Here is a 23008-nt window from a genome sequence, read left to right on the forward strand (position 1 = left end):
CTTGATTCGCAACTTGCCGAGCGTCGTTGACGCGCGGCACTCGCCAACTCGTTCGCTGGAAATGCCTGATGAAACTTTACGCACAGCAAAAATACTTACCTTGGGTAACTGGAATGGCCTTGGGGCACACTCTGGTCATGGCTGCGACACCGGTCATGGCTGACGACAGCGACACTCGACTGGCCACAGTACAAGTTGAGGGCGTGCGCGAAGCCGATGCACAGCAGCCGCCATCATCGGTGCAAAAGTTCAGTGGCAAGACTCTGGAGCAGCAGGGCGTCTACCGGCTTGAGGATTTGCAGCAAGTGGCGTCAGGGCTGGACGTCTCCAGCATTGACGCTTACGACACGCGTATGACCATTCGCGGAGTCGGCGATGGCGGCGGCACCGAGATCAACATCGGTATGCCAAGCAGTGTCGGCCTGTTCCTCGATAACGTTTATCTGAGCCGTCCGGGCATGATGTCCAACGACCTGCTGGATATTGAAAGCGCCGATGTGCTGAGTGGCCCGCAAGGCACTCTGAAGGGGTTCAACACCACCGGCGGTGCGGTGGACATCCATACCCGTAAACCGACCTTCACCCCTGAAGGGTCGCTGCGCCAGTCCGTCGGCCAGCGTGGCTATACCCAGACCCAGGCGATGCTCTCCGGGCCGTTGACCGAAACGCTTGCCGGGCGCATCAACCTTTCGCACACGGAGAAGGGCGGCTACATCAAGAATGAATACACCGGCCACGATTTGGGCGGCAGCAATCAGGACGGCATTCGCGGTCAGTTTCTCTGGCAGCCAGTCGACGACTTCAGTCTGCGAGTGATCGCTGATTACAACAAGTCCACGAGTTATCCGGTGCTGGTGCTGGACAAAGCCAACGCGGTCAACGGCGCCGTGCCGTATCAGAACCGCGCCAATCTGGTCGGCGCGCATTTGGTGGGTGGTGGGTATAAGGTCAACGCCGATGACGAGAACGCGGCTTACGTAAAGCAAGGCGGCCTTTCGGCGGAGGCCAACTGGACGCTGGCTAACGGTTACAACCTGCGTTCGGTTTCTTCCTATCGTTACTTCGGCTTCCAGCCCAACAACACCGATACCCTCGACGTGCCGTTGTATGCCGGCAGCGGCGCCGATGCTCGGGACCGCATATGGTCCCAGGACATTCGTCTGGATTCACCCAAGGGCGAGCTGTTCGACTACGCCTTGGGGGCTACGTACTGGGGCGAAAATCTCGACACTTTCGCCCACGACTACTACGCACCGGGTAACCAGACCACCCAGTACTACGGCAGCGCGATCAACACCGGCAAGAACGTCAAACGCTGGGGTGAAATCGACGATACGGTGTTTTCCCTGTACGCCCAAGGTACGTTGCATGTCACCGATGAGTTCGACATCACCGCTGGCATTCGGGACAGCTACAACAAAAAGTCCGGCTCGTTTCGCCGGGTCAACAAGAACGACTTTGACTCTGGCGAGCTGAACCAATACAGCAACTTGCCGGCGGCGATGGTCAACCTCAGCTACTTCTTCCTGCCAAATCTGCAGGGTTACCTGACCGTGGCTTACGGCGAAAAAGCGGGCGGTCTCAACGTATCTCAAGGCGCGGCAAGCACCGCTGGCTATGACAGCCTATTGGTCGATCCGGAAGATACTCGCGGCGGCGAAATCGGGATCAAGAGCCATTGGCTGGATAATCGCATCAGTTTTGACATCGCAGTTTTCTGGTCCGAAGTGCGTAAATTCCAGACCAACGCCTACGACGTTGAAACCCAGAGCAGTTACCTGATCAATGCCGGGACCATGCGTTCTCGTGGCGTGGAGACAAACCTGACCCTGCGTCCACTGGATGGTCTGAGCGTCAATTTCAACGGCACGTTGCTCGACAATACCTTCCTGGACTTCAAGGGCGGCAAATGCCCTGCGGAAGTAACCCTCGCCCCGGGTGCGCCGATTTCATGCGACCTGAGTGGCAGCCGCGTGTTCCGTTCGCCCAAGGTCACGTACAACCTGACCAGCCGTTATGAATGGCAGACCTTCGATGCCTTGCAGGCCTTTGTCTCTGGCCGTTACTCCTACCGCACCTGGTCTTACGGCACAGTCGACAACTCCGAGTTCACCCGAATTCCGGGCTACGGTTTGCTGAGCCTATCCACCGGCCTGAGTGGCAAATACAACGAGGGCACTTGGAATGCCTCGCTGTGGGCGAACAACGTGACCGATAAACGCTATTACCGCGCGCTTAACACGGGCGATTACGGCTCGGCGTTCGGCATTCTCGGCGAGCCGCGTACGCTCGGCATGACGGTTGGCTACGACTTCTAAGGGCTGGGTTGATGAGTGAGTTCAAGCTAGATCGCCGCAGTTTTCTGCGCGCCAGTGTCGTAACCGCCGGTGCAGCGCCTTTCATAGGTCATGCAGCGACAGCAACTTCGAAAAAAAACGCCGACGCCGGGCTCAAAAGCCCGCTTGGCTGGCTGGGTAATACTGCGCCGAAGTCGTTTGCCGGCGTCACGTGGGGCACACCATGGCCGTGGGGCCAGGTGGCGGCGGGCAGTCAGTTCCAGATTCACGGCAGCGACGGCTCCACGCCGACCCTGCAAAGCTGGCCGTTGGCGTACTGGCCTGATGGCAGCCTGAAGTGGACCGCCCATGCCATTGCACCTCAGTCGCAAACGGTCGCCGAGCATTACGACCTGCGCCCGACTCGAACCAGCGCGGCGGACAACACCAGCCTGATCCAGGAAAGCGCTGATGCCATCCGCGTTGATACCGGGCTGCTGCAATGTGTGATCTCCCAGCAGGGCGCGAGCCTGATTCAAAGCGTCACCCAAAGGGGGCGCAGTGCGTTGCTCAACGGCCATCTGTTGCTCCAGGTGCAAGGCGACCCGGATCAGCCAGCCGAACCGCTGCGTCAGTACCGCAGCGAGGTCCAGCGCGTGGTGGTGGAGCAGCAAGGCCCGGTGCGTGCTGTTCTGGCGTTATACGGCACCCATCGCGATCAAAACGGCACGGCGACACTGCTGCCGTTCACGGTGCGCCTTTACTTTTACGCCGGCAGCGATGTGTTGAGAGTGATTCACACCTTGGTGCTGGACATCGACGAGCGCAAGGATTTCATCAAGGGCGTCGGGTTGCGTTTTGACTCGCCGTTGCACGCACAACTGCATGACCGGCATGTGCGTTTCATCTCGGCCGATGGCGGGGTGTTCGCCGAGGCTGTCAGGGGGTTGACCGGCCTGCGGCGCAACCCCGGCGACGGGATCATGCGTGCCCAGATCGAGGGCCGCAGCACTGGCAAGTTGACGGGTTTTGCTCCAGAGGTCGCCAATCGCTTGCAGTACATTCCAGCGTTTGGCTGCTATCGATTGCTGCAGGCGCATCCCGACGGGTTCCAGATCAGCAAGCGCACGTCCACCGGTCAAAGCTGGCTGCACAGCGCCACCGGTCAGCGTGCCGCGGGTGTGGGTTACCTGGGTTCACCCGACGGCGGTGTGGTGTTCGGCCTGCGTAATTTCTGGCAGAGCTATCCCGCGCAACTGGACATCGAAGCCGCGCACAGCGAGCAGGCGCAAGTCACTGTCTGGTTGTGGGCACCTCAGGCCGCGCCGATGGATTTGCGCAGCTATCACGATGGCTTGGGCGAGGACAGCTTCGTCAAACAGCGCGAAGCGTTGGAGATAACGTACGAGGACTACGAGCCTGGGTTCGATACGCCGTCAGGTATTGCCCGCACCAGTGAGCTGGAGTTGCAGTTTGTCGGGGCCACCCCGAGCGCGGTCGAACTGCAAAACATAGCCCGGCGTATTCAACAGCCGCCGTTGCTGGTAGCACCGCCCGAGCGTCTGCACGCGGCAGGCGTGTTCGGTCCGGACTGGGCACCGCCGGGTAAGTCCAGCGGGCGTAAACAGCAGATTGAGCAGCAGTTGGCCTGGTATTTCGATTTCTATCGCGACGAAGTCGAACAGCGCAAATGGTACGGCTTCTGGGACTACGGCGACGTGATGCACACCTACGACGAGCAGCGCCATGTCTGGCGTTATGACGTCGGCGGCTTTGCTTGGGACAACTCGGAACTGAGCACCGACCTGTGGCTGTGGTACTACTTTTTACGCACTGGTCGTCAGGATGTTTTTCGCATGGCCGAAGCCATGACCCGGCATACCGGTGAGGTGGATGTGCATCACATCGGCCGCTTCGCGCCCTTGGGGTCGCGGCATAACGTGCAGCATTGGGGGGATAGCGCCAAGCAACTTCGTATTTCCACCGCCGCCAATCGTCGCTTTCTGTACTACCTGACCGCTGACGAACGTGTGGGGGATCTGCTTGATGAGCAAGTCGAAGCGCTGCGTACCCTTCGAGAAGTGGTGCCTGGGCGCAAGATCGGTCAGCAAGCCGACGCTCGTGAAGGCTACGCCAGCATCACCTTTGGCACGGATTGGGGGGCGATTGCTGCTTCCTGGCTGACCGACTGGGAGCGCAGCGGCGATCCAGCAGTGGCTCGCCGGTTGCTCAACAGCATGGAGACGATTGCCGCGCAGCCCCATGGCTTCTTCACCGGAGTGGCGAACATGCACCTGGACAGCGGTCGGTTTGATCCGGATCAGAGCGGCAAGCTTTCGGTGTCGCACCTGTCCGCAGTGTTTGGGTTGGCCGAGATTTGCAGCGAGCTGTTGCAGCTTTTGCCGTCGGCAAGCTTCGAACGGGCCTGGCTCGATTACTGCCGCTTGTACAACGCGCCCGTCACCGAGCATGAAAAGGCACTGGGCGAACCTTTGGCCAACCTGAACCTCAAGCAGGGGCACGCGCGCCTGACCGCATTTGCCGGGTGGCGACTTCAGGACAAGGCGCTGCATGAACGGGCCTGGAAAGAGTTTTTTGAGGGTTCCGGTGGTATTCCGCAGCCCAATCGTCGCCTGCACCGGATTGAACCCCCAGCCTATCTGTACGCGCTGAATGAACCCGATCCGGTATCGGTGATTGATGAGCATTCCGGCACCTCGTCCGCAGCCAATCTGTCGACCAACGCCGTCGCTCAGTGGGGGCTGACTGCGATTGCCCTGCTAGCGCTCGATAATGAGCCGCGCTAGCGGCCGTTATTTCTCCTTTTCAAGTTTCGAGACTGTCTGCATGCCTCAACCACGTGTTCCAGCGGCGCCTGTCGCCGTGTCTTCACACCTGCTCGTGCAGGATGATTTTCAACGCTTCGATGCCCGGCGCTGGCGGGTCGAGAGTGAACAACCAGAGCGCTCTCGGGTTTTCGTCGAGCAGGGTCGCCTGATCATGGACACCGCTGCGGGTATGACGGTCTGGCTGGGGCAGCGCCTGAGTGGCGCTTACCGCATTGAGTTCCTGCGTCAGGTCTTAGTGGCCGGGCAGGCCAACGATCGACTTTCCGACATGAACCTGTTCTGGGGCGCGCACGACGCAGAAGGGCTGCTCAGCCGTGACGGCGTGCTGGAATCCTATGATTCACTGGCGACCTGGTACGTGGGAATGGGGGGGAACACAAATACCACCACACGGTTTCGCTTTTACGATGGAGGAGGTGAGCGGCAACTACTGGGTGAAAGCCTGGACTCGGCTCACTTGCTGAAAGCGGGCAGGATCTACCGGATTCGAATCGACGTCACCACAACGTCGACTGGTTATTGGGTGGATGACGAGTTGGTGTTCGAACAAGTCCTGCACGGGATACCTGCTGCCGGCTACTTCGGTTTCCGTTCAGTGTGGTCGCGCCAGGCCATAAGCCGGTTCAAGGTGCGCGCGTTGTAATTGTGTTGGGCACCCTTCTTCGAAGGCGTGCTGTCGTGCATCACAGGCAGGGCTCCCACAAAAATTACATTTTCACACAGCTATTTTTTACTCGAGAAGATCATTGGAGATCACGACGGTAGCGACCGGACCAGCTTCCAGCACCTGCATTGCCCGATCGGCTTCATGGAAGGCATCTATCAGGTTTTGCGCCAGGAGCGACAGCTTGTACCCTGCGCGGCTGACGATGCCGTAGTGAGTGTAAAACTCCGGCGCCTGTTGATCTAGTCCGGTCACATTCAACAACTTAAGGCCCTGTTGCAGATAGGGGTTATTGCGACTGACATTGGTCGTGCCGATGGCGTCGGAATGCTGGATGACACTGACCAGGCTGTAGCCGTTATCGCACTCGATGCTGGTTTGGAAATCGGGCCTGCCGCTGAGCTCCACCAGCGCCTTGCGCAAATTGGGTGGGCGCACGGTGCCCGCCAATGGATAGCTGAATAGCTGCTCGACACTCACTTCATCCAGCGCTGCCAGCGGATGCTCGCTGCGGCAGCAAAACCCCCAGCGATGCGGGCTCAACAGTTCAACGCGGTAGTCGGGGTCATGCTCGAAGTTGCGCGCATCTGCGACGAAAAACTCGCACTCTTCGACCTGCAGTCGTTGACCCAGGGCTTGCCAGTTGTCGACATGAAAGCGCAGACGCACCTTAGGCAGTCGTCGAGTAAAAATCCCAAGCGCTTGAGGCATCAACCAGGCCGCTGGAGCGGGACCGCAGGCAAACGACAATTCACCGGCCTCGTCCTCGTTGAATTGCCGTACCGAGTTGATCAGGTCGTGAGCATTGCCAATCATCCGTCTGGCGTGGTCAAGCACTATCAGACCTTTTTTTGTCGGTTCAAGGTTGCGGGTACGGTCAACCAGTCGAGCTCCGAAGCTCTGTTCGAGCGATTGGATGCTTCGGCTGAAGGCTGATTGTGAAAGGTTGACCGACTCTGCAGCGAGGCCAAAACTGCGCTGCTCAACTAGAGCAATAAAGTGCCGTAACTGTCGTAAATCCAGATGCATGAGTTACTGTAGCTCTCTAATGACGGGTACTATAAGATTGTGTCGTAATACCGGGTGATTTTATAAGAATCAATAGTTCTTCCTTTGCGTATTTTGGGAATATGCTCAAAGAAATTCTCGGAATAGTCCTCGGGCACGGTCCAGAATAGTATGCCTCCAGCGGCGTTTCCGAAGGTACCGCAGTTATGGAAAAAATATTTGCCGGGATGCAACCTAGGGATTTATTGAGGGAATTCTGCCATACACTCAGCGTCTGATCCGTATTGTACGGCCCTGCCTTAAGCGTTCTAAGTTAATGCCCAAAAAATATTATGCTTATTTCTGGTGGCGATATAGATTCGATTTCTAAGAATTGAATTTTTGCTCAAGGAAATCAGTTATGTGGCGTCTAATGGCTTTGGCATTCGCGATCGGAATAAGCGGTTCAGTATGGGCCAAAACCCCACCCGATACATTGATTGTGGCACGCTCGATCGATGACATTGCCAGTCTGGACCCTGCTGAAAGTTTTGAAATTACTGCGACCAATACCCTGGTGAACCTCTACCAGCGCTTGCTCGAACCGGACCGCCAGAACCCTTCGGTGCTGGTCCCAGCACTGGCCAAAAGTTGGGTGGCAGCCAGCGACGACAAGAGTTTGACCTTTGAACTACGCGATGGCGCAACCTTTGCGTCGGGCAATGCGGTGCGCCCGGAGGACGTGATCTACTCCTTCACGCGTGTGGCCAAACTCAACAAGACCCCTGCCTTTATCTTGGGTGAGCTGGGTTGGACTGCTGACAACATTGACGGCTTCCTTACCAAGGTAGACGACCACCACGTGAAAATCGCCTGGCCCGCCGGTGTCGGTAGCGCGTTCGCCTTGAGCATTCTGTCGGCGACCCCGGTGAGCTTTATCGTTGATGGGGTAGAGGTCGAAAAACATGCCCAAGGCGCGGACCTGGGCAATGCCTGGCTCAAAACTCACTCTGCCGGCACGGGTGCTTATGCGTTGCGCTCGTACATCCCGCACGAGACGGTAGTGTTGCAGGCCAATCCACATGCCGCCATAGCGCCCAAGTTGGAGACCGTAGTGATCAAAAACGTCACCGACCCTGCGACCCGACGTCTGCTGGTGGTGCAGGGCGATGCCGACCTCGCCTTCGACCTGGGCGCTGACCAATTCAGTGCGCTGGAGCAGCAGAAGGGCGTGAGCGTGCAGCGTTTCCCGTCGTCAATGATCTATTACCTGGGTATCAACAGCGGCAACACTCAAGTGCCAGCGCTGAAGAATCCGGCATTCTGGGAGGCTGCCCGTTGGCTGGTGGATTACCAGAGCATTTCCAAGGAATTGTTGAAAAACCAGTACAGCGTGCACCAGGCCTTTCTACCGTCCGGCGTGGCCGGTTCACTCAGTGAAGCGCCGTTCAAGCTGGACGTGAACAAAGCCAAGACCATCCTGAAAAATGCCGGCATTGCCGAAGGCACCAAGGTTGAGCTGAGTGTATTTAACCAGCCGCCGTACACCGACATTGCCCAGGCGCTGCAATCGAGCTTTGCCAAAGCCGGTATCGACATTGCGGTACGGCCGCTGGTGGAAAGCGAGCTGTGGGCAAAAATGCGTAGCCGTGACTACCAACTCATCTTCACCTACTGGGGTATGGATTACCTCGACCCCAACTCCAACGCCAGTACCTTCACCTATAATGTCGCCAACGGCCCGAAAACCCTGGCCTGGCGCACTCAGTGGGATATCCCGCAGTTGAGCCAGGAGACCCGTGCCGCCGCCGCTGAGCGCGATCCGCAAAAACGCAGCGCCTTGTACGGCCAGCTGCAAAAGGCCGTACAAGACAGCTCGCCGTTTGTGGTGGCGCTGCAAGGCCGCAATCAAGTGGCGGTGCATGAAGGCGTTGAGGGCGTGCTGCAGAACATCACGGTTTCCCTGCCGTACTTTGACCAGGTGAGCAAGACCAAGTGAGGGTGGGGGCTTCCGCTTCCCGCCGAGTACGCGTGGCCGGTACCGGATTGTTGACCTTGCTGGTCACGCTGATTGGCCTGTTGTTCTTCACATTCTTGCTGACCACCTTGTCCCCGGTGGACGCGGCTTTGCGCCTCGCGGGGGATCGCGCCAGTGATTCGATGCTGGCCCAGGTTCGCACCGACCTGGGGCTCGATCAGCCCTGGCCCGTGCGCTTTGGCAGCTACCTCACGCATTTGGCCCAGGGCGACTTGGGTGTTTCCACCACCTCCAGTCAACCAGTGCTAGGTGATTTGAAGCGTGCGCTGCCCGCGACCCTCGAACTGGCAACCCTGGCGATCGTGCTGGGCGCCAGCCTGGGTTTGTCCTTGGGCCTGCTGGCTGCGTGGCGACCGGGTGGCTGGATCGACACCCTGGTGCGGTTGTTTTCGCTGATTGGTTATTCGGTGCCGGTGTTCTGGCTGGGCCTGCTGATGCTGTTGCTGTTTTACGCCACCTTGCAATGGGCCGCAGGGCCGGGCCGCCTGGACGACGGATTTTTGTACAGCATCCAGTTGTCCAGCGGCTGGATGCTCTGGGACACCTGGCGCTCGGGTGAACCGGGGGCGCTGGCGAATGCCTTTGCGCACCTGGTGTTGCCGGTGCTGGTGCTGGGGTTTTACGCCATGGCGGGTATTTGCCGGCTCACGCGTTCCGCCCTGCTCGGTGAAATGGGCAAGGAGTATGTGATTACCGCCTTGGCCAAAGGCGCCGGGCGCGGTCGGGTGTTGTTGCGTCACGTGCTGCCCAATGTCGCAAGTACGCTGGTGGTCGTGGTTGCACTGGCTTACGCCAGTTTGCTCGAAGGTTCGATTCTCACTGAAACCGTCTTCGCCTGGCCCGGTATCGGCCGTTACCTGACCACCGCATTGTTCGCCGGCGATGTACCGGCGATCCTCGGCAGCACCTTCGTGATTGGCCTGTGTTTCGTCGTCGTCAACGGTGTCGCTGACGTGCTGGCGGGCCTGATCGACCCGCGTACACGGGAGTTGCTATGAGTGTTTCCATCGCCTTCGACAGCGTCCTGGCCCCGCGTTGGTGGCGACGTTCGCCGGCGTTTACCCTAGGCGTATCGCTGATCGTGCTGCTGGTGCTGGTGGCCGTATTCGCACCGCTATTGAGCGGTTTTGACCCGAATCACCAGAACATCCAGGAGCGCCTGCTGCCACCCTCGGCCCAGCATTGGTTGGGCACCGACGGCTTTGGCCGAGACCTTTTCACGCGGTTGCTCTACGGCACCCGTCCGACCTTATTGCTGGTCTCGCTGGTGCTGCTGCTGACCCTGCCCATCGGCGTGCTGGTGGGCGTGACGGCGGGGTTTTACGGTGGCTGGCTGGAACGCATCCTGATGCGCATCACCGATGTGGTCATGGCATTTCCGCAACTGGTGCTGGCCTTGGCATTTGTCGCCATTCTCGGCCCCGGCCTGCTTAATGGCGCGTTGGCGCTGTCCCTCACAGCGTGGCCGGCGTTCGCCCGCCAGGCCAGGGCCGAGACCAGTGTGCTGCGCGACAGCGACTACCTCGCCGCCGCTCACCTGCAAGGCATTCGCGGCGTGCGCTTATTGGTCGGACATGTGTTGCCGTTGTGCCTGCCGTCAGTGATTGTGCGCGTGGCCTTGAGCCTGGGCGGCATCATTCTAGCGGCCGCTGGGCTGGGTTTTCTCGGGCTTGGCGTGGAGCCTCCGACAGCCGAGTGGGGTTCGATGGTTGCCGACGGCAGCCGGGTGATCTTTGATCAGTGGTGGGTTGCCGCCGCACCGGGTATTGCCATTTTGCTGACGAGCCTGTCTTTCAATCTGCTGGGCGACGGCCTGCGCGACGTTCTGGATCCCCGCCATGCTGCGTGAAGAAACCCTGCTGGATGTGCGTGGCCTGCGTGTCAGGTTTCCCGGTCCCGGCGCCGAGTTGATTGAAGTCGTCAAGGGCATCGACTTTACCGTCGGGACTGAAAAGGTTGCGCTGGTGGGGGAGTCTGGCTCCGGCAAGTCACTCACTGCGCGTGCGCTGCTCGGGTTAGTCCCACGTCCCGGCTGTGTTACGGCCGAGCACTTGCGCCTGGGGCCTGTGAATTTGCTTGGGCTGGGCCAAAAACAGTGGCAGGCCCTGCGCGGCACGGCGTTGTCGCTGGTCTTGCAGGACCCCAAATATTCCCTGAATCCGGTGCTCAAGGTGGGCACTCAGGTAGAAGAAGTCCTCATATTACATACCCGGCTCAGTCGACGTGAGCGCCGTGAAAGAGTCTTGGAAATGCTCGACGCGGTTGGCTTGCCAAACCCCACCGCCCTCTATGACCGTTACCCTCACGAACTCTCCGGCGGCATGGGCCAGCGCGTCATGTTGGCGGCGATGCTTATCAACGATCCGCGCTTACTGATTGCCGACGAACCGACCTCGGCACTGGACAGCAGCCTGCGCGACCAAATGCTGGAGTTGATCATGCAATTGGTGGAAACACGCGGCATGGGCTTGCTGTTGATCAGCCATGATTTGCCGCTGGTGGCGCGCTATTGTGACCGAGTGCTGGTCATGTACCGCGGCAACCTTGTCGACCAGTGCCGGGCCGATCAGTTGGCCAGCGCCAGCCATCCGTATACGCACACCTTGTGGAACTGCCAGCCGTCGGCGCTCAGCTATGGGCAGTTGTTGCCGACCCTGGACCGAAGCCGGCTGGAGGCGCTGCAATGAGCATCGTCGATATCGGTTCGTTGAACGTCGGTTTCAAATGCGGCTTAAGTCACATTACTGCGCTGCACGTCGAGCAGATACAGGTCGAGCCTGGTGAGTGTTTTGGTTTGATCGGCGGCTCCGGTTCCGGCAAGTCGACTTTGCTGCGGGTGCTGGCGGGGTTGCAGCGAGATTGGCAGGGTAGTGTGCAGTTGTTCGATCAACCTCTGGCGGCGCAGCGAGCCTTTACCGGTACATTGCGCCGGGATGTGCAGATGGTGTTCCAGGACCCTTATGCTTCCCTGCATCCCCTGCATCGGATTCGCCGCAGCTTGCGTGAGCCGCGTCAGGTCAATGGGCTGCCATTTGATGAGGCAAGTCTTGTCGCGTCACTCGAACAAGTGGGCTTGCCTGGCGATGTGCTGGAACGGTTTCCACACCAGTTATCCGGTGGTCAACGCCAACGCATCGCGATTGTGCGTGCGCTGCAACTGCGCCCCAGGTTGCTGTTGCTTGACGAATCTACCTCCGCGTTGGACATGACGGTCCAGGCCGAAATCCTCAACCTTCTCCAGGCCCTGCGCCGCGACACCGGCACCACCATGATCCTGGTCAGCCACGACATGAACACGGTTGCCCACCTCTGCGACAGGGCGTTGCTGATCAAGCAGGGGCGTGTCGAGCAGCGTCTTGATCGGGCTGCGTTATCTGCACTTGCTGGACGTTGAGGTGCAGCGCTTTATTCTGGTAGGTTGCGTTTAAAAATCCGCTGAGAATAAAATCGCAGCGTACCAGGCGTATAGAAAACGTTTCACTTTTGCAGCAGTGTCCAAGGGCGAACAAGGCGTGTGCGCAATTACTTAAGCCCAAAGTTATATCCACCGTCAGTGCTCACGCCAGTTTCGGCAGGTTCTCATCGCATCGATCACGATTTTCATCGCCAGCGGCAGGAGCGGGGGGAGTATCGATATGCCCCTTTGATACAGCAGATAATCGATGCTGGCCTGCACCTGGCCTTCTGGATCCTGATCCAGCACCAGCGACATCATGCCTTTGCGCAACAGGGTGGCTGCTGCGTGCTTGCTTCATGAACGATCCACACCGGGTTTGCCCCGGCGTGCATGAGGTCCGTATGAATGCCATGCGAGTCGCTCCCTGTGTCGTACAAACCTGCCAGAGGCCCATCAGTGAGAGTTTGCGCGACGGCGGTCTGCGTTAGCACATCGTCATCAAAACACTCGACGGAGCCGATGATTCGGATACCGGGGGCGTGGTATGCCATGACCTCCATAAAGCCTTTCGCCCTTTCCTGATGGGTGGTATAGGCCAGTGAGTTGATCGTCAGCAGCACCGCCCCCGGGCGCTGGTTGACCCAATGGCTCATCAACCGCCCGGCACTGCGCCCGGCGGCAGAGTTGTTGATACCCACGTAAACCGCGCCGTCCACATCACTGAGGTTAGTGGTCAGCAATACGGTGGGAGTACCGCCCTGCACGATGGCCTCCAATGCTTATTGTAGGGGCGCGGGGTTTGCGCAGGGTGTCAAAAAGCTGCTGGGGGGCACTTTCCGGCCAGGGTTGGCGGCTTAGCGTAAGGTCCGATCGCAGGCGTTGTGCTTGCCGATCGAAGGCCGCATTCGGGCGCTTGAAGTGATCGGTAGCGCTGTCGGCCAGTAGCACATCGACAATGTTCGGGCCTTTGAACGGCGCTGGCAGGGCCGGGTGTATGCCCAAGGCACGGGCCATCGCGAGCACCTTGCGCCGTTTGAGGTCGGAAACGCCCCCCCACGGTCATTTAGTACCCGATCCACGGAACTCATGCTGACGCTGGCCTTCAATAGGCCGTGACGCTTGAGGGGGCTGCCCATGCTAAGCAAGTTTCCTTTGACGGGTTAGAGCTGTAATTGTATTTGCAGGACCGGCACCGGGTCAGCGAGAGCTGCCGTCCGCGCTCAAATGTGCAGGCAACTTGCGGTCCTCGCACACCTCAGCGACTCGTTTGGCCGTTACTTCAGGTGCGGCATTGCGCCAGCTATTGCGGATATACGAGAGCGTGGCCGGGATCTGTTGGTCCGAAAGTTTCCACGCAAAGCTGGGCATCGTACCGCTGGCGGGGTTATCGACCGTCACCGCGCCACGGCCGCCTTCCAGCACAGTGGTTATCAGGCTCTGCGCATTGTCAGCCTGGATGCCGGGGTTACCGGTCAGGCTCGAGGCCAGTTGATTGATACCCTTGCCATCGCTGTTGTGGCACGCCGAGCAGTTGGCCGAGTACACGTTGGCGCCTTGTTGCATCAACGTGCCGGTGGCCTTGAGCAGTTGCGGGTTGCGAATATTTGAGCCGGGCAAGTTTTTCAGGTAGGCCGCGATGGCGTACAGGTCTTCGTCGCGCAGGTGCTGGGTTGAGTCGGCCACGGCTTCGGCCATCGGCCCGGACGCCACGGCCACGTGGTTGCTGCCGGTCTTGAGGTACTGCACCAGTTGCGCATTACTCCAGTTGCCGATGCCTACGTACGGGTTGCCGGTGATTTCCGGCGCATTCCAGCCAGTTTGCCGCGTTGCAGATACGCGCCGCCCTGGTCGCCGCCGAGGAAATTCTTCGACGTATGGCAGGCTGCACAGTGACCCAGGCCATCGACGAGGTACTCTCCCCGATTGATTTGTTCGGAGACGCCCGCGACGGGTTTGAACGGCGTGTTATCAAAGAACAGCAGGTTCCAGCCCACCATCATCAGGCGGATGTTTAACGGGAAGGGCAGTTGATTGGACACCACATGGTTTTCCCCCGCCGGCACCGTTTGCATATAGGCCCACAAGTCGTGCATGTCCTGATCGCTGAACTTCACGTAGGCGCTGTAGGGCATGGCATCGCGGGGTACCATGCCGGCCTATGCCTTCACGCACTGCTTGTGTGAACTCCTGATCGGTCCAGGCGCCAATGCCAGTCTTTTGTCGGAAGTATTGTTGCTGGCGAGCAACTCGCCGAACGGTGTTTCCAGCGCGTAACCACCCGCGAACGGTTTGCCGTGATGCGGGTCGGTGTGGCAGGCCGCACAGTCGCCGGCGATAGACACATAACGACCGCGAGTCACTGCCGGGTCTTCCTGGGCCTGGGTGACGGGCGCCTTGATGCCGGTGCTGCTATCGGACTGCTGACTGGGTAGGGCAATGCTGTCCGCCGCATCGGCAACGCCGAATGCACCGTAAAAGCCGATGGTCGAACCCAGGGACAATACGGAGGTGGCCGTCAGGGCCATACGACAGCGTGGGTTCATGCTGGCATCCCCACCATTGGTCCGGGTTTGGCCACGTACTGATCGATGATCGACTTGGCGGTCCACAAGCTAAGGGCGCCGATGGTCGAGGTAGGGTTGTAGCCGGCGTTGTTCGGGAACGATGAAGCGCCCAATACAAATACATTGTGCACGTTCCAACTCTGCTGATAGCGGTTGAGCACACTGGTCTTCGGGTCCAGGCCCATCAAGGCGCCACTGATGGTGTGGTTGTTGTAGGGTAGGTAAGGCCCATAGTTCACGGCAGCCGTGTCAAAGCCATTGACGATTTTTGCACCCATGGCCTTGCCGATTTCCACGGCCTTGTCTTCAGTGAACTTGGCTATGCGCCGGTCGTTTTCGTTGTTGTCGAAGGTTACGCGAATCAACGGGTCGCCGTTGGCGTCTGTGTACTCCGGGTCCAGGTCCAGGTAGCACTCATCGTGAGAGAAACTGGTGCCCTGATTGAAGATGAAGGTGCCGTTCTGAAAGGCGTGGGTGTAGGCTTTTTTCCACTCGCTGCCCCAGCGTGGTGCGCCCGGCGGTACCGCATCGGCGTTGCCAATCGGGCGTGCGCCACGGGCCACCACCAAGATACCGGCGCCGCCGATAAAGTCCTTGTCCGCGTGATCGAAGTTGTCGCCGTTTTAGTCGTCGACCTGGGCGGAGAGGGCACCCGCACCGATGTACTGGTTGAGTTGCTCATCTTCGAAAAACAGATTGGCGCCGGACACGGTCTGGAAACTGTAGGCGCGGCCTACCACACCTTCGCGGGTTGCGGGGTTGTAGGGCTTGCCGATCTTCGACAGCAGCAAGCGCACGTTTTGCATCTGGACGGCGGAGAAAATCACGATGTCCGCCGGTTGCTCCCACTCCATTTTATTACGGTCGAGATAACTCACACCGGTGGCGGTCTTGCCGTCTTCGGCGAGGTTGGCGAGCAGCACGGCAGATTTAGTCAGCACCGTGAAGTTGCTGCGTTGCATCAGGGCAGGTATCACGCAAGCATTGGGGCTCGACTTGGAGAAGTGCCGCAGCCGTAAACCGCAATAGGTGCAGGGCCCCATGCGCACGCCCAGCGGGTTAGTTTAGGCCTGCGACGCTTGGCCGGCGGGCACCATGAACGGTGCAGGCCGAGTTTTTGGGTGCCTTCGGTGAATAGGTCAGTCAGACGCGTGGTTGCCAGCGGCGGCAACGGGAATTCACTCTTGCGGTTGCCTTCGAAAATGTTAGCGCCGTCGATCTTCTTACCGTTCAACACACCGGCCTTGCCCGATACGCCTGCGATTTTTTCGAAGCGCTCGTAGAAGGGTTCCAGGTCGTCATAGGTCACGCCCCAGTCCTGCACGATCAGGCCTTTTCAATCTGCTGCTTGCCGTAACGCTTGAGTGTGAAACTGTAAGGCTCGAAGTCGAACAGTAGGAAACGCCAGGCCATGCCCGCCCAATGCGTACCCGAGCCGCCGACGTTGTAGCCCAGCTCGTTCATGCTCTAATCACGGGTCGGCAAGGCGGTCTGCAAACGGTTGTTGCGGAACGTGGTGGTTTCAATGGCCGGCGGCAGCAGTATGCTGCGACGCGTGTCCGTGTCTACCGAGGGTGGGAAATCGGGGGAGGTTTCGAACCACGGGCCGCGCTCGAAGGCGACTACATTCAACCTGGCGCGAGTCAGTTCTTCGGCAATCAGCGAGCCGCACCAGCCGAGGCCGACGATCATTGCGTCGGCTTTGGGGCGTACATTGGCCATTCAGGAAATCCTCTTCGATATAGCGAATCACGGTGAGTCGGCAATGATTGCCAAAGCCTCATCTCTCAAGTGTTTTGGGGATCAGAGCGTGTTGTCGATCAGGCTGGTTGAATCGCCCCGGATTCTCTAGACACCTTGCAAGCTCATTGCGTAACGTTTTTCAAACTCTACCGGTGACAGCTGATTGTTGAAACCATGGCGGCGTTTTGCGTTGTAGAACATCTCGATGTAATCGAACCCATCACTACGAGCATCTTCGCGCGTGGAACAGATTTTCAGCTTGATCCGTTCCCGTTTCAGAAGCTGGAAACAGCTCTCGGCCACGGCGTTGTCATACAGTTGCCTCGGCGACTCATGCTGGCAACCAAATTGTTCGCCTTAAAATAAGCTGCGCCAGTCGGAGCTGCTGTAGTGAGCTGCCCTGGTCGGAATGAACCATCACCTCTTGCTTCGGTTTACGCCTCCAAACCGCCATCAGCAACGCATCAATAGCCAAATCAATGGTCATCTGCGCCTTCATTGACCAGCCAACGACCATCCAGCACCACCGCCAAATACAACCAGCCTTCATACGTACGAATGTAGGTGATGTCGGTGACCCAAACTTTGTTGGGTTCTACGACATCGAACTGGCGCTTCGGCAAATTGGCTGAGGTGACCGCTGGCTTACCGCCGTGTCGCCGATTCGGGCATCACTGTAAATGCGGTTCTCCCGTCGATTACCAATACGCGCTTGACTCAGGAAATGCCCGAAGAAATCAAGCGCCAGACGTGGCAACAGCAAGCGATCAAGCGCTTCGCCGAGCCCAGCGACATTGCCGGCGCAGTGTGCTTTCTTTCCAGCGAGGATGCGTCATTCATTACTGGGCAGGCGCTTCCCTTTGGTGGAGGACATTTCCTAGGGCGCCCCCTAAGCAGAGAGGCGAGGCTATCTGTGCGGTTCGCGCCACGGCGAAGTAGCTTCTGGAGTTCTCATCATCAACACAGTGCTGGTTGCGTGCTAGAGTGCTGCGGCGCTGTTGGCGCGGCCGGTTGGTTGAGCCACTTACCGACCCTCATTCTACTTCTATGAGCGCTCGCAGTACTTCCCGAAGCTTTCGATATAACTCGAAAGCTTTAAAGTGGCTATGAGTTAGGTGTCAGTCGTAGGCAAGTGTTGTTCAATTACACCCAACCATCCCATACCTGGATAGGTTTCAAACCCAGGCGTTACCGAGTAGCCATGAATGAGATTTTTACCCAGAATAGTGTAACCGTTCGTTTGGGCTGCTTTAGTCTTTAACTCAATGCGTTCGCCCAGATGATTATGGGTGTGAGAGCTGGCAATTATTCTTCGGTTGTCGTCAATTATCATCAATCGACTTCGCGAGCGCTCGTCATTGCTCAAGCGAACGCCTTTGAGAACAGAGTCAGTTTGATTTTTCCAGTCGAAAAAAATCCCAATAACGCCAATCACCGGAGTCTGCTTGCCAGCCTTGCTTCGCACGGCCGCACTGAATGTGCAAGTTTGCGAGCTGTTCAGGAGCGATTCTGCAGTTACTTGTCCGGAGAAATACTGATCACCTGATGAATGTTGCATTGCTTTTTTAAACCAAGGCTCTTGTGTGATATTGGCTCCGATGACTCTGCCATACAACCCCGATCGGCCCGAAGCAATTATCCGTCCGTTGTTATCAGCCAACCAGATATCCAAGTACACGGTGTAGCTGTCGAGAATGATTCCCAGACGTTCGCTGGCATGAGCACAGTTCCCTGGGGAATGATCGTTAACGCGTCTACCAGAGAGGCATCGGTTGCCCACCAGCGCACATCACAGGTGCGCTCGTAAAGGTTTCGATCAATAATTTCGATCATGTTAAGCGACAGATCCGCCAACCGCTGCCCACGCATGTCAAAACACATACTTTGGCCCAGCGCAGTAAGTTCATTGACCGAAACCTGCAAGTCCTCGGTCAGCCCACTGGCGATTTTTGAGATGCGCTCGGAAATATTTTTGACTTCTTCGGCCACTACCGAGAACCCCATTCCGGACTTACCTGCGTGTGCCGCTTCGATGAGTGCGTTAATTGCAAGCAATCGAGTTTGTTGAGTGATCGTATGTATATCGCTGACACCACGATTGGCCAGACTCCACTTCTCGTGATAGGGAGACGATCCGTTCGGGTTCGATCATTTTCTTTCTGCTTCTGTTAGTTATTAATGGCGGCAGTAGTTTGCTTATCAATAAAAAAATGGTTGCCCAGAAAGAGGGTGGTTGCGCCGGGAGATGAAAATTTGAATATCATTAGCAATGAATTGGCCAATTTACCGGTCCATAGGTACGTGTGAAATCAGTAGTTGCAGTTAAAATTAGGTTTTAAGCCGAGTTATATAGTATTAAACTTTAAAGCGTTTAACCAAGTGATTTAGGTCAACCGCTAATTTGGATAGTTCGCCGCTGGCAACCGATGTTTGGTGTGAGCCTGCCGCTGATTGTATCGATAGGTCGCGGATACTTACTAAACTGCTGTCAACTTGTCTTGCGACTTGTGACTGCTCTTCAGCAGCGGTAGCGATCTGAATGTTACGGTCATTGATATGACTAATCGATTCGGTGATTTCGACGAGCGCTATCCCTGCTGATCGAGCCAGTGACAATGTTCTACTCGCTTGCAGGCTGGTTTGGTCCATTGACGAAACCGCCTCGTTCGAACCTGCCTGTATGGTTGAAATCATTTGTTCAATTTCGCTCGTTGATTCTTGGGTGCGATGGGCCAATGCGCGCACTTCGTCGGCAACTACAGCAAAGCCACGTCCCGCTTCGCCTGCCCTGGCAGCCTCGATTGCCGCATTCAGAGCCAGCAGGTTGGTTTGTTGGGCAATGGATCGGATAACATCGAGCACCTTGCTGATATCAGTTGCCATCAATGCCAGCCCTCTTACACTGGCGGATGTAGATTCCACATTGCTGACCATCAGGTTGATTGCGTCGATGGTTTCGTCTACTTTCCCCCTTCCTTCCATAGCGGTCTTGCTCGTTTGTGCTGCCGCAGTCGACGCGCCTGCGGCGTTGCTGGCAACTTCGTCAACCGCACAACTCATCTGCGTAACAGCGGTAGCCGCCATTTCTATTTCACTATTCTGACGCATCAGACCTGTGGAGGCGTCTTCTGTTACTGCATGCATTTCCTCAGAGGTAGCCGCCAATTGAGTTGAAGATTCACTGATTTGAATGATCGCATTACGTAAGTTAGCCTGCATCGTCGATAAAGCATTAGTCAGACGGCCCATTTCATCATTGCCATCCGCTTTAATTTCTTGGCTAAAATCATTATCCGCAATGCCCTCAGCGATTATTAATGATTGTTGCATTGGTATTACGAGGCTACGAGTATACAACCAGGCCAGCAGAACAGTTGCCAATAATGAAGCGGCAATAAAAACACCAACCAGTTTAAGTGTATTGGTATATGCCTCATCGGCCTCATCGCCAGCGACTTTAGCTTTTGCATCGTTGCTTTCTTTAAGCTTCTGGATGTTCGATGCCACATTTTCAGCGCTTGTTCGAACAGTTTCATCAGCAAATTTACTGGCTTGGACGAAGTCTTTCATGGCAATTATAGATAAATATTTGTCTTGAATGGCTTCGAACGAAGCAATCGATTTTTTTAATGAGTCAAGTATTATCATGCCCTCCGAAGTAATCACAAGCGCGTCGAAGTCCGCCAGATTATTTTTAATCAAGACCTGTGACTGGCTGATGTCCTCCAAACTTTGCGTTTTAACCGAGTCAGATTCCCCCGCATTTCGTAGTTTGCTGTTGCTGTTGCGCACGCTCATGAATTCACGGTCAAGCAGTCCAAGGAGCTTAAAGCTGGGAACGACATTTTCTTCGATTTTCTTTTCCGCGTCGTTCAAAATCGATGCCTGCCTAATAGCAAAAAGTCCCAAACCAATAATCAGCATACAAAAAATTCCGAAACACAGAACGGACCGTGGGGCGAGTTTAAGTGAGCGTAGGTTCATAGCATAGATCTCAAAAATAGAGAAAATCGACTCCATTAAGGTAAAGCACAAGCTCCTTTCAAATTCTATCGACAGAAATTCGGAAAGATTTATTTTTTTTTATTAAATTTTTTTTCACTTTGACATATTTGAGGCCGGCTGAATTAAGCACGGTTACGGCAAGGTGGCAGATTCTATACCCATCACTTGCGTTAATAAGTTGGATGCATTTGAGTGAGGTTTTTGTGTGCAGGTTATTTATTCTCGTATAACGTAAGCGCTCCATAAACCCCACCTATCAAAAGGCGGGCAGAGCGTTTAGCCATACACCTGAGGCGTACAGTTCCAAGGCAGCAAGGCTTCGTAATCTTCAACTGATACCGCCTGCGGCAACCGCTCCAGTGTGTGGCGCAGCCACGCATAGGGCTCTTGGCCGTTGGCTTTGGCTGTCTCGACTAGGCTGTAGAGCCAAGCACTGGCCGTCGCGCCGTTGGGCGTGTCGCTGAACAACCAGTTCTTTCGTCCGATCACGAAGGGCCTGATGGCGCGTTCGGCTGGGTTATTGTCGATCGGCAAATAGCCTTCCTCGACATACCGCTCGAGTTTGTTCCAGTTGTTGGCCAGATAGGTTACGGCCTTGCCCAGTGCGTTCTGCGTTGTGACAGAGGGGAACGTTTTATCGACCCAAGCCTTTAGCTCGCTCATCACATGGCAACTTAAATCCTGACGACCTCGTTTGCGGCCATCATCACTACTTCCTTTGTACGCGATCTCGATGCCGTATAGCTTGCTGATCAGCTTCAACGCTATATCCGCACGTCCCGTCCTGCCTTTGGGTTGCAGTTTCTGCGCTTCAACAAACTTGCGCCGTGCATGAGCCCAACACCCCAAACGCTCGACGCCATCCTGCGCGCCCAGTGCATTGTAACCGGCGTAATCGTCGGTCATCAGATAGCCGCTATAGCCTTCGAGCAGACGCACCGGCACTTCCTGCGTACGGCTGGTGGAGTAGTCGAAAAGGATCACTGGTTTGTCGGGCGGGCCGCCGGTCTGCACCCACATCCAGGACTGACTGCAGGGCTGTCAGCCTGTCTCTTTCAAGACCTGCACGCGGGTTTCATCGCAGTGGATAACGCGGACTTTCCAGCAGTTGATCGCGCATCAGATTCAGCAGTGGCTGTAAATGCTCACTGCACTGGATAACCCAGCGGGCCAGGGTCTGGCGCGGGATGTCGACGCCGTGACGGCTCAGGACTTTTTCAAAGCGGTGAAGCCGCAAACCATCCACGTACTTGGTGGTCAGCAGCATGGCTAGCACGCTAGGGCTGGCCATGCTTTTTTAGATCAGTTGGGCCGGTTTGTCTGCTGTTACGGGAGCTATTTCGCAGTCGCGGCAGCGGTATACCTTGCGCACGTGCTTGATGACGCGGATCTGCATCGGCACGATTTCAAGCTGCTCCCTGACCTCCTCGCCAATGGCGTGCTTGCGGCAGCCAAATACGCACGTCAGTTCATGCTCAGGAAGTTCGTGGATGATTTCAATGCGCGGCAGCTGCGGGCAACGGCTTGCGTTTGCCGCGCCGCTTGGCGGGTGAAACCGCTTTTCGCGGATTCGTCGACGGGCTCTACTTCGTGTTCTGCCTCGTTGAACGACACCATTTGCGGCGCCGCAGGATCGACTGCTTGCTCGGATTGTCGGCCAAACAGTCGCTGTCGCAGCAGGGCAACTGTTCTTCAAGAAAGCCAACTCTGGATTGCATCTTCGCAAGCATTTGCTTGAGCAATTTGGGGTCATTGGGAAGGTTTTCGGGCATGGGATTCATGCTCTGGATTATACCGAATCAGGCCACGAATCGCGGCGTTAAAACCTGATTCGGGCGATTACGCCAGAGGTCGAAACCATTCAATAGCCTGTTGAGTTCCTGCACGGTCAAAACAATCGCTTCGTCCGCTGCGTCGGGCGATGTTTTGAAATGTTCGGATTCGAGGCGTTTGAGCCAAAGGCAGAAACCGTTGCGCTCCCAGTACAAGATCTTCAAGCGGTTACGTGGCTTGTTGAGAAAGACAAATAACATGGCGTCGAATACCGCCACCTTGATATCCAACTCGACCAGCGCAGCCAGGCCATCAATGGATTTTCGAAGGTCCACGGGTTTGGGGTAGAGATAGACTTTTTCGACTTTGGCATCGGGTCGCACCATGACGGCTGGCTCCTGAGGGCATCGGGAGCACAGCATCCGGGATCAGCTAAGCGCTTTGAATGTGGGGTTTATGGAGAGCTTACTTTTAAATTTAGCAAAAAATATCACTCGTTTTCCGTGCTGGCGCACACTAAAGTGTGCATCGTATGGATTAATAGAACTCAGGATTAGAATCGTCGCGTTATCAAGAACTTGATTAAAAGGTAGTGCGAATTGCTAATTAGATTCTCGTTTAGAAGATACTATTTGCATTTTATTTTTGATTTTTTGTATTGGATGGTTGGTTGGGAATATCTTGTATTTTTTAAAAGTGATTACGTATGGCT

The 23008-nt window shown here is 56.6% G+C and carries 24 protein-coding genes and 3 pseudogenes; 9 read left to right on the top strand and 18 right to left on the bottom strand.

The features are described from left to right. The first annotated feature begins 113 nt into the window (after window positions 1–113). The 3 genes from V6M90_RS27800 (at window position 114) to V6M90_RS27810 (ending at window position 5768) form a co-directional block, all read left to right on the top strand. A complete protein-coding gene (locus V6M90_RS27800; protein ID WP_332847496.1) occupies window positions 114–2318 on the top strand; it encodes a TonB-dependent receptor in 2205 nt (734 codons plus the stop codon). An 11-nt stretch (window positions 2319–2329) separates the two neighbouring features. After that, window positions 2330–5083: an exo-rhamnogalacturonan lyase family protein gene (locus tag V6M90_RS27805; RefSeq protein ID WP_332847469.1), complete on the top strand. Its 2754-nt coding sequence runs from the start codon at window positions 2330–2332 to the stop codon at window positions 5081–5083. A 76-nt stretch (window positions 5084–5159) separates the two neighbouring features. Further along, window positions 5160–5768 carry a DUF6250 domain-containing protein gene (locus V6M90_RS27810; RefSeq protein WP_332847470.1) on the top strand — a complete coding sequence of 203 codons (609 nt, stop codon included), beginning with the start codon at window positions 5160–5162 and terminating at the stop codon, window positions 5766–5768. 87 nt (window positions 5769–5855) lie between these two features. On the opposite strand, the gene V6M90_RS27815 is transcribed toward V6M90_RS27810, so the two are convergent. Then, complete coding sequence (locus V6M90_RS27815; RefSeq protein ID WP_332847471.1) at window positions 5856–6818, bottom strand: LysR family transcriptional regulator; 963 nt, start codon at window positions 6816–6818, stop codon at window positions 5856–5858. A 379-nt stretch (window positions 6819–7197) separates the two neighbouring features. Here V6M90_RS27815 and V6M90_RS27820 point away from each other — a divergent pair, with 379 nt between their 5' ends. The 5 genes from V6M90_RS27820 to V6M90_RS27840 are packed head-to-tail and all read left to right on the top strand — an operon-like array spanning window position 7198 to window position 12208. Continuing rightward, window positions 7198–8775 carry an ABC transporter substrate-binding protein gene (locus tag V6M90_RS27820; RefSeq protein ID WP_332847472.1) on the top strand — a complete coding sequence of 526 codons (1578 nt, stop codon included), beginning with the start codon at window positions 7198–7200 and terminating at the stop codon, window positions 8773–8775. 32 nt (window positions 8776–8807) lie between these two features. Continuing rightward, window positions 8808–9812, top strand: coding sequence for an ABC transporter permease (locus tag V6M90_RS27825; RefSeq protein ID WP_332847473.1), 1005 nt, complete (start codon window positions 8808–8810; stop codon window positions 9810–9812). Then, window positions 9809–10663, top strand: a complete 855-nt coding sequence (locus V6M90_RS27830; protein ID WP_065939477.1) for an ABC transporter permease — start codon at window positions 9809–9811, stop codon at window positions 10661–10663. Before V6M90_RS27825 ends, V6M90_RS27830 begins: the two co-directional genes overlap by 4 nt. Further along, window positions 10653–11501, top strand: coding sequence for an ABC transporter ATP-binding protein (locus V6M90_RS27835; protein WP_332847474.1), 849 nt, complete (start codon window positions 10653–10655; stop codon window positions 11499–11501). Before V6M90_RS27830 ends, V6M90_RS27835 begins: the two co-directional genes overlap by 11 nt. Beyond that, entirely contained in the window at window positions 11498–12208 is a 711-nt protein-coding gene (locus tag V6M90_RS27840; protein WP_332847475.1) for an ABC transporter ATP-binding protein, read from the top strand. The genes V6M90_RS27835 and V6M90_RS27840 overlap by 4 nt, the downstream gene beginning before the upstream one ends. A gap of 156 nt (window positions 12209–12364) precedes the next feature. On the opposite strand, the gene V6M90_RS27845 is transcribed toward V6M90_RS27840, so the two are convergent. The 11 genes and pseudogenes from V6M90_RS27845 to V6M90_RS27895 form a co-directional block, all read right to left on the bottom strand. After that, on the bottom strand, window positions 12365–12529 hold the full coding sequence (locus tag V6M90_RS27845; RefSeq protein WP_332847476.1) for a hypothetical protein: 165 nt from the start codon (window positions 12527–12529) through the stop codon (window positions 12365–12367). Next, on the bottom strand, window positions 12526–12987 hold the full coding sequence (locus V6M90_RS27850; RefSeq protein ID WP_332847477.1) for a substrate-binding domain-containing protein: 462 nt from the start codon (window positions 12985–12987) through the stop codon (window positions 12526–12528). The genes V6M90_RS27845 and V6M90_RS27850 overlap by 4 nt, the downstream gene beginning before the upstream one ends. 421 nt (window positions 12988–13408) lie before the next feature. Further along, window positions 13409–13957, bottom strand: coding sequence for a c-type cytochrome (locus tag V6M90_RS27855; RefSeq protein ID WP_332847478.1), 549 nt, complete (start codon window positions 13955–13957; stop codon window positions 13409–13411). Window positions 13958–13986: 29 nt separating this feature from the next. Next, entirely contained in the window at window positions 13987–14361 is a 375-nt protein-coding gene (locus V6M90_RS27860; RefSeq protein WP_332847479.1) for a cytochrome c, read from the bottom strand. Window positions 14362–14367: 6 nt separating this feature from the next. Next, window positions 14368–14754, bottom strand: a complete 387-nt coding sequence (locus tag V6M90_RS27865) for a hypothetical protein (RefSeq protein ID WP_332847480.1) — start codon at window positions 14752–14754, stop codon at window positions 14368–14370. Beyond that, window positions 14751–15341 carry a GMC oxidoreductase gene (locus tag V6M90_RS27870; protein WP_332847497.1) on the bottom strand — a complete coding sequence of 197 codons (591 nt, stop codon included), beginning with the start codon at window positions 15339–15341 and terminating at the stop codon, window positions 14751–14753. Before V6M90_RS27870 ends, V6M90_RS27865 begins: the two co-directional genes overlap by 4 nt. A gap of 57 nt (window positions 15342–15398) precedes the next feature. Further along, window positions 15399–15737 (bottom strand): hypothetical protein, encoded by a 339-nt coding sequence (locus V6M90_RS27875; protein ID WP_218188801.1) that lies wholly within the window; start codon window positions 15735–15737, stop codon window positions 15399–15401. 11 nt (window positions 15738–15748) lie between these two features. Next, complete coding sequence (locus tag V6M90_RS27880; RefSeq protein ID WP_332847481.1) at window positions 15749–16084, bottom strand: hypothetical protein; 336 nt, start codon at window positions 16082–16084, stop codon at window positions 15749–15751. A gap of 17 nt (window positions 16085–16101) precedes the next feature. After that, entirely contained in the window at window positions 16102–16239 is a 138-nt protein-coding gene (locus V6M90_RS27885) for a hypothetical protein (protein ID WP_332847482.1), read from the bottom strand. A 3-nt stretch (window positions 16240–16242) separates the two neighbouring features. Continuing rightward, window positions 16243–16497: an NAD(P)-binding protein gene (locus tag V6M90_RS27890; protein ID WP_332847483.1), complete on the bottom strand. Its 255-nt coding sequence runs from the start codon at window positions 16495–16497 to the stop codon at window positions 16243–16245. 126 nt (window positions 16498–16623) lie between these two features. Continuing rightward, window positions 16624–17174, bottom strand: a pseudogene (locus V6M90_RS27895) (IS3 family transposase); the annotation flags it as partial. A gap of 56 nt (window positions 17175–17230) precedes the next feature. On the opposite strand from V6M90_RS27895, the gene V6M90_RS30310 reads away from it, so the two are divergent. Continuing rightward, complete coding sequence (locus tag V6M90_RS30310) at window positions 17231–17569, top strand: SDR family oxidoreductase (RefSeq protein WP_408637341.1); 339 nt, start codon at window positions 17231–17233, stop codon at window positions 17567–17569. Window positions 17570–17629: 60 nt separating this feature from the next. Here the strand turns inward: V6M90_RS30310 and V6M90_RS27900 are convergent, their stop codons facing one another. The 6 genes and pseudogenes from V6M90_RS27900 to tnpB all read right to left on the bottom strand — a co-directional run bounded on the left by V6M90_RS27900 (window position 17630) and on the right by tnpB (window position 22682). After that, window positions 17630–18178, bottom strand: a complete 549-nt coding sequence (locus tag V6M90_RS27900) for a cache domain-containing protein (RefSeq protein ID WP_332847484.1) — start codon at window positions 18176–18178, stop codon at window positions 17630–17632. Continuing rightward, on the bottom strand, window positions 18154–18573 hold the full coding sequence (locus V6M90_RS27905; RefSeq protein ID WP_332847485.1) for a methyl-accepting chemotaxis protein: 420 nt from the start codon (window positions 18571–18573) through the stop codon (window positions 18154–18156). The genes V6M90_RS27900 and V6M90_RS27905 overlap by 25 nt, the downstream gene beginning before the upstream one ends. Before the next feature lie 300 nt (window positions 18574–18873). Continuing rightward, complete coding sequence (locus V6M90_RS30315; protein WP_371914619.1) at window positions 18874–19848, bottom strand: methyl-accepting chemotaxis protein; 975 nt, start codon at window positions 19846–19848, stop codon at window positions 18874–18876. Window positions 19849–19956: 108 nt separating this feature from the next. Next, window positions 19957–20538 (bottom strand): annotated as a pseudogene (locus V6M90_RS30320) (MCP four helix bundle domain-containing protein); the annotation flags it as partial. 261 nt (window positions 20539–20799) lie between these two features. After that, a pseudogene (tnpC, locus tag V6M90_RS27915) lies at window positions 20800–22304 on the bottom strand (IS66 family transposase). A gap of 18 nt (window positions 22305–22322) precedes the next feature. Continuing rightward, window positions 22323–22682, bottom strand: a complete 360-nt coding sequence (gene tnpB, locus V6M90_RS27920) for an IS66 family insertion sequence element accessory protein TnpB (protein WP_332847487.1) — start codon at window positions 22680–22682, stop codon at window positions 22323–22325. Window positions 22683–23008: the final 326 nt, after the last annotated feature.

The organism is Pseudomonas lactucae (assembly GCF_036688725.1).
Taxonomy (GTDB): domain Bacteria; phylum Pseudomonadota; class Gammaproteobacteria; order Pseudomonadales; family Pseudomonadaceae; genus Aquipseudomonas; species Aquipseudomonas lactucae.

Coding starts and splice junctions, on each gene's coding strand:
- V6M90_RS27860 (WP_332847479.1), bottom strand. CDS start 14,361: ATGGTACCCCGCGATGCCATGCCCTACAGCGCCTACGTGAAGTTCAGC.
- V6M90_RS27890 (WP_332847483.1), bottom strand. CDS start 16,497: ATGGCCAATGTACGCCCCAAAGCCGACGCAATGATCGTCGGCCTCGGC.
- V6M90_RS27865 (WP_332847480.1), bottom strand. CDS start 14,754: ATGAACCCACGCTGTCGTATGGCCCTGACGGCCACCTCCGTATTGTCC.
- V6M90_RS27885 (WP_332847482.1), bottom strand. CDS start 16,239: ATGAACGAGCTGGGCTACAACGTCGGCGGCTCGGGTACGCATTGGGCG.
- V6M90_RS27845 (WP_332847476.1), bottom strand. CDS start 12,529: ATGATGTCGCTGGTGCTGGATCAGGATCCAGAAGGCCAGGTGCAGGCC.
- V6M90_RS27815 (WP_332847471.1), bottom strand. CDS start 6,818: ATGCATCTGGATTTACGACAGTTACGGCACTTTATTGCTCTAGTTGAG.
- V6M90_RS27820 (WP_332847472.1), top strand. CDS start 7,198: ATGTGGCGTCTAATGGCTTTGGCATTCGCGATCGGAATAAGCGGTTCA.
- tnpB (WP_332847487.1), bottom strand. CDS start 22,682: ATGGTGCGACCCGATGCCAAAGTCGAAAAAGTCTATCTCTACCCCAAA.
- V6M90_RS30315 (WP_371914619.1), bottom strand. CDS start 19,848: ATGCAACAATCATTAATAATCGCTGAGGGCATTGCGGATAATGATTTT.
- V6M90_RS27835 (WP_332847474.1), top strand. CDS start 10,653: ATGCTGCGTGAAGAAACCCTGCTGGATGTGCGTGGCCTGCGTGTCAGG.
- V6M90_RS27875 (WP_218188801.1), bottom strand. CDS start 15,737: ATGCAACGCAGCAACTTCACGGTGCTGACTAAATCTGCCGTGCTGCTC.
- V6M90_RS27840 (WP_332847475.1), top strand. CDS start 11,498: ATGAGCATCGTCGATATCGGTTCGTTGAACGTCGGTTTCAAATGCGGC.
- V6M90_RS27805 (WP_332847469.1), top strand. CDS start 2,330: ATGAGTGAGTTCAAGCTAGATCGCCGCAGTTTTCTGCGCGCCAGTGTC.
- V6M90_RS27830 (WP_065939477.1), top strand. CDS start 9,809: ATGAGTGTTTCCATCGCCTTCGACAGCGTCCTGGCCCCGCGTTGGTGG.
- V6M90_RS27800 (WP_332847496.1), top strand. CDS start 114: ATGGCCTTGGGGCACACTCTGGTCATGGCTGCGACACCGGTCATGGCT.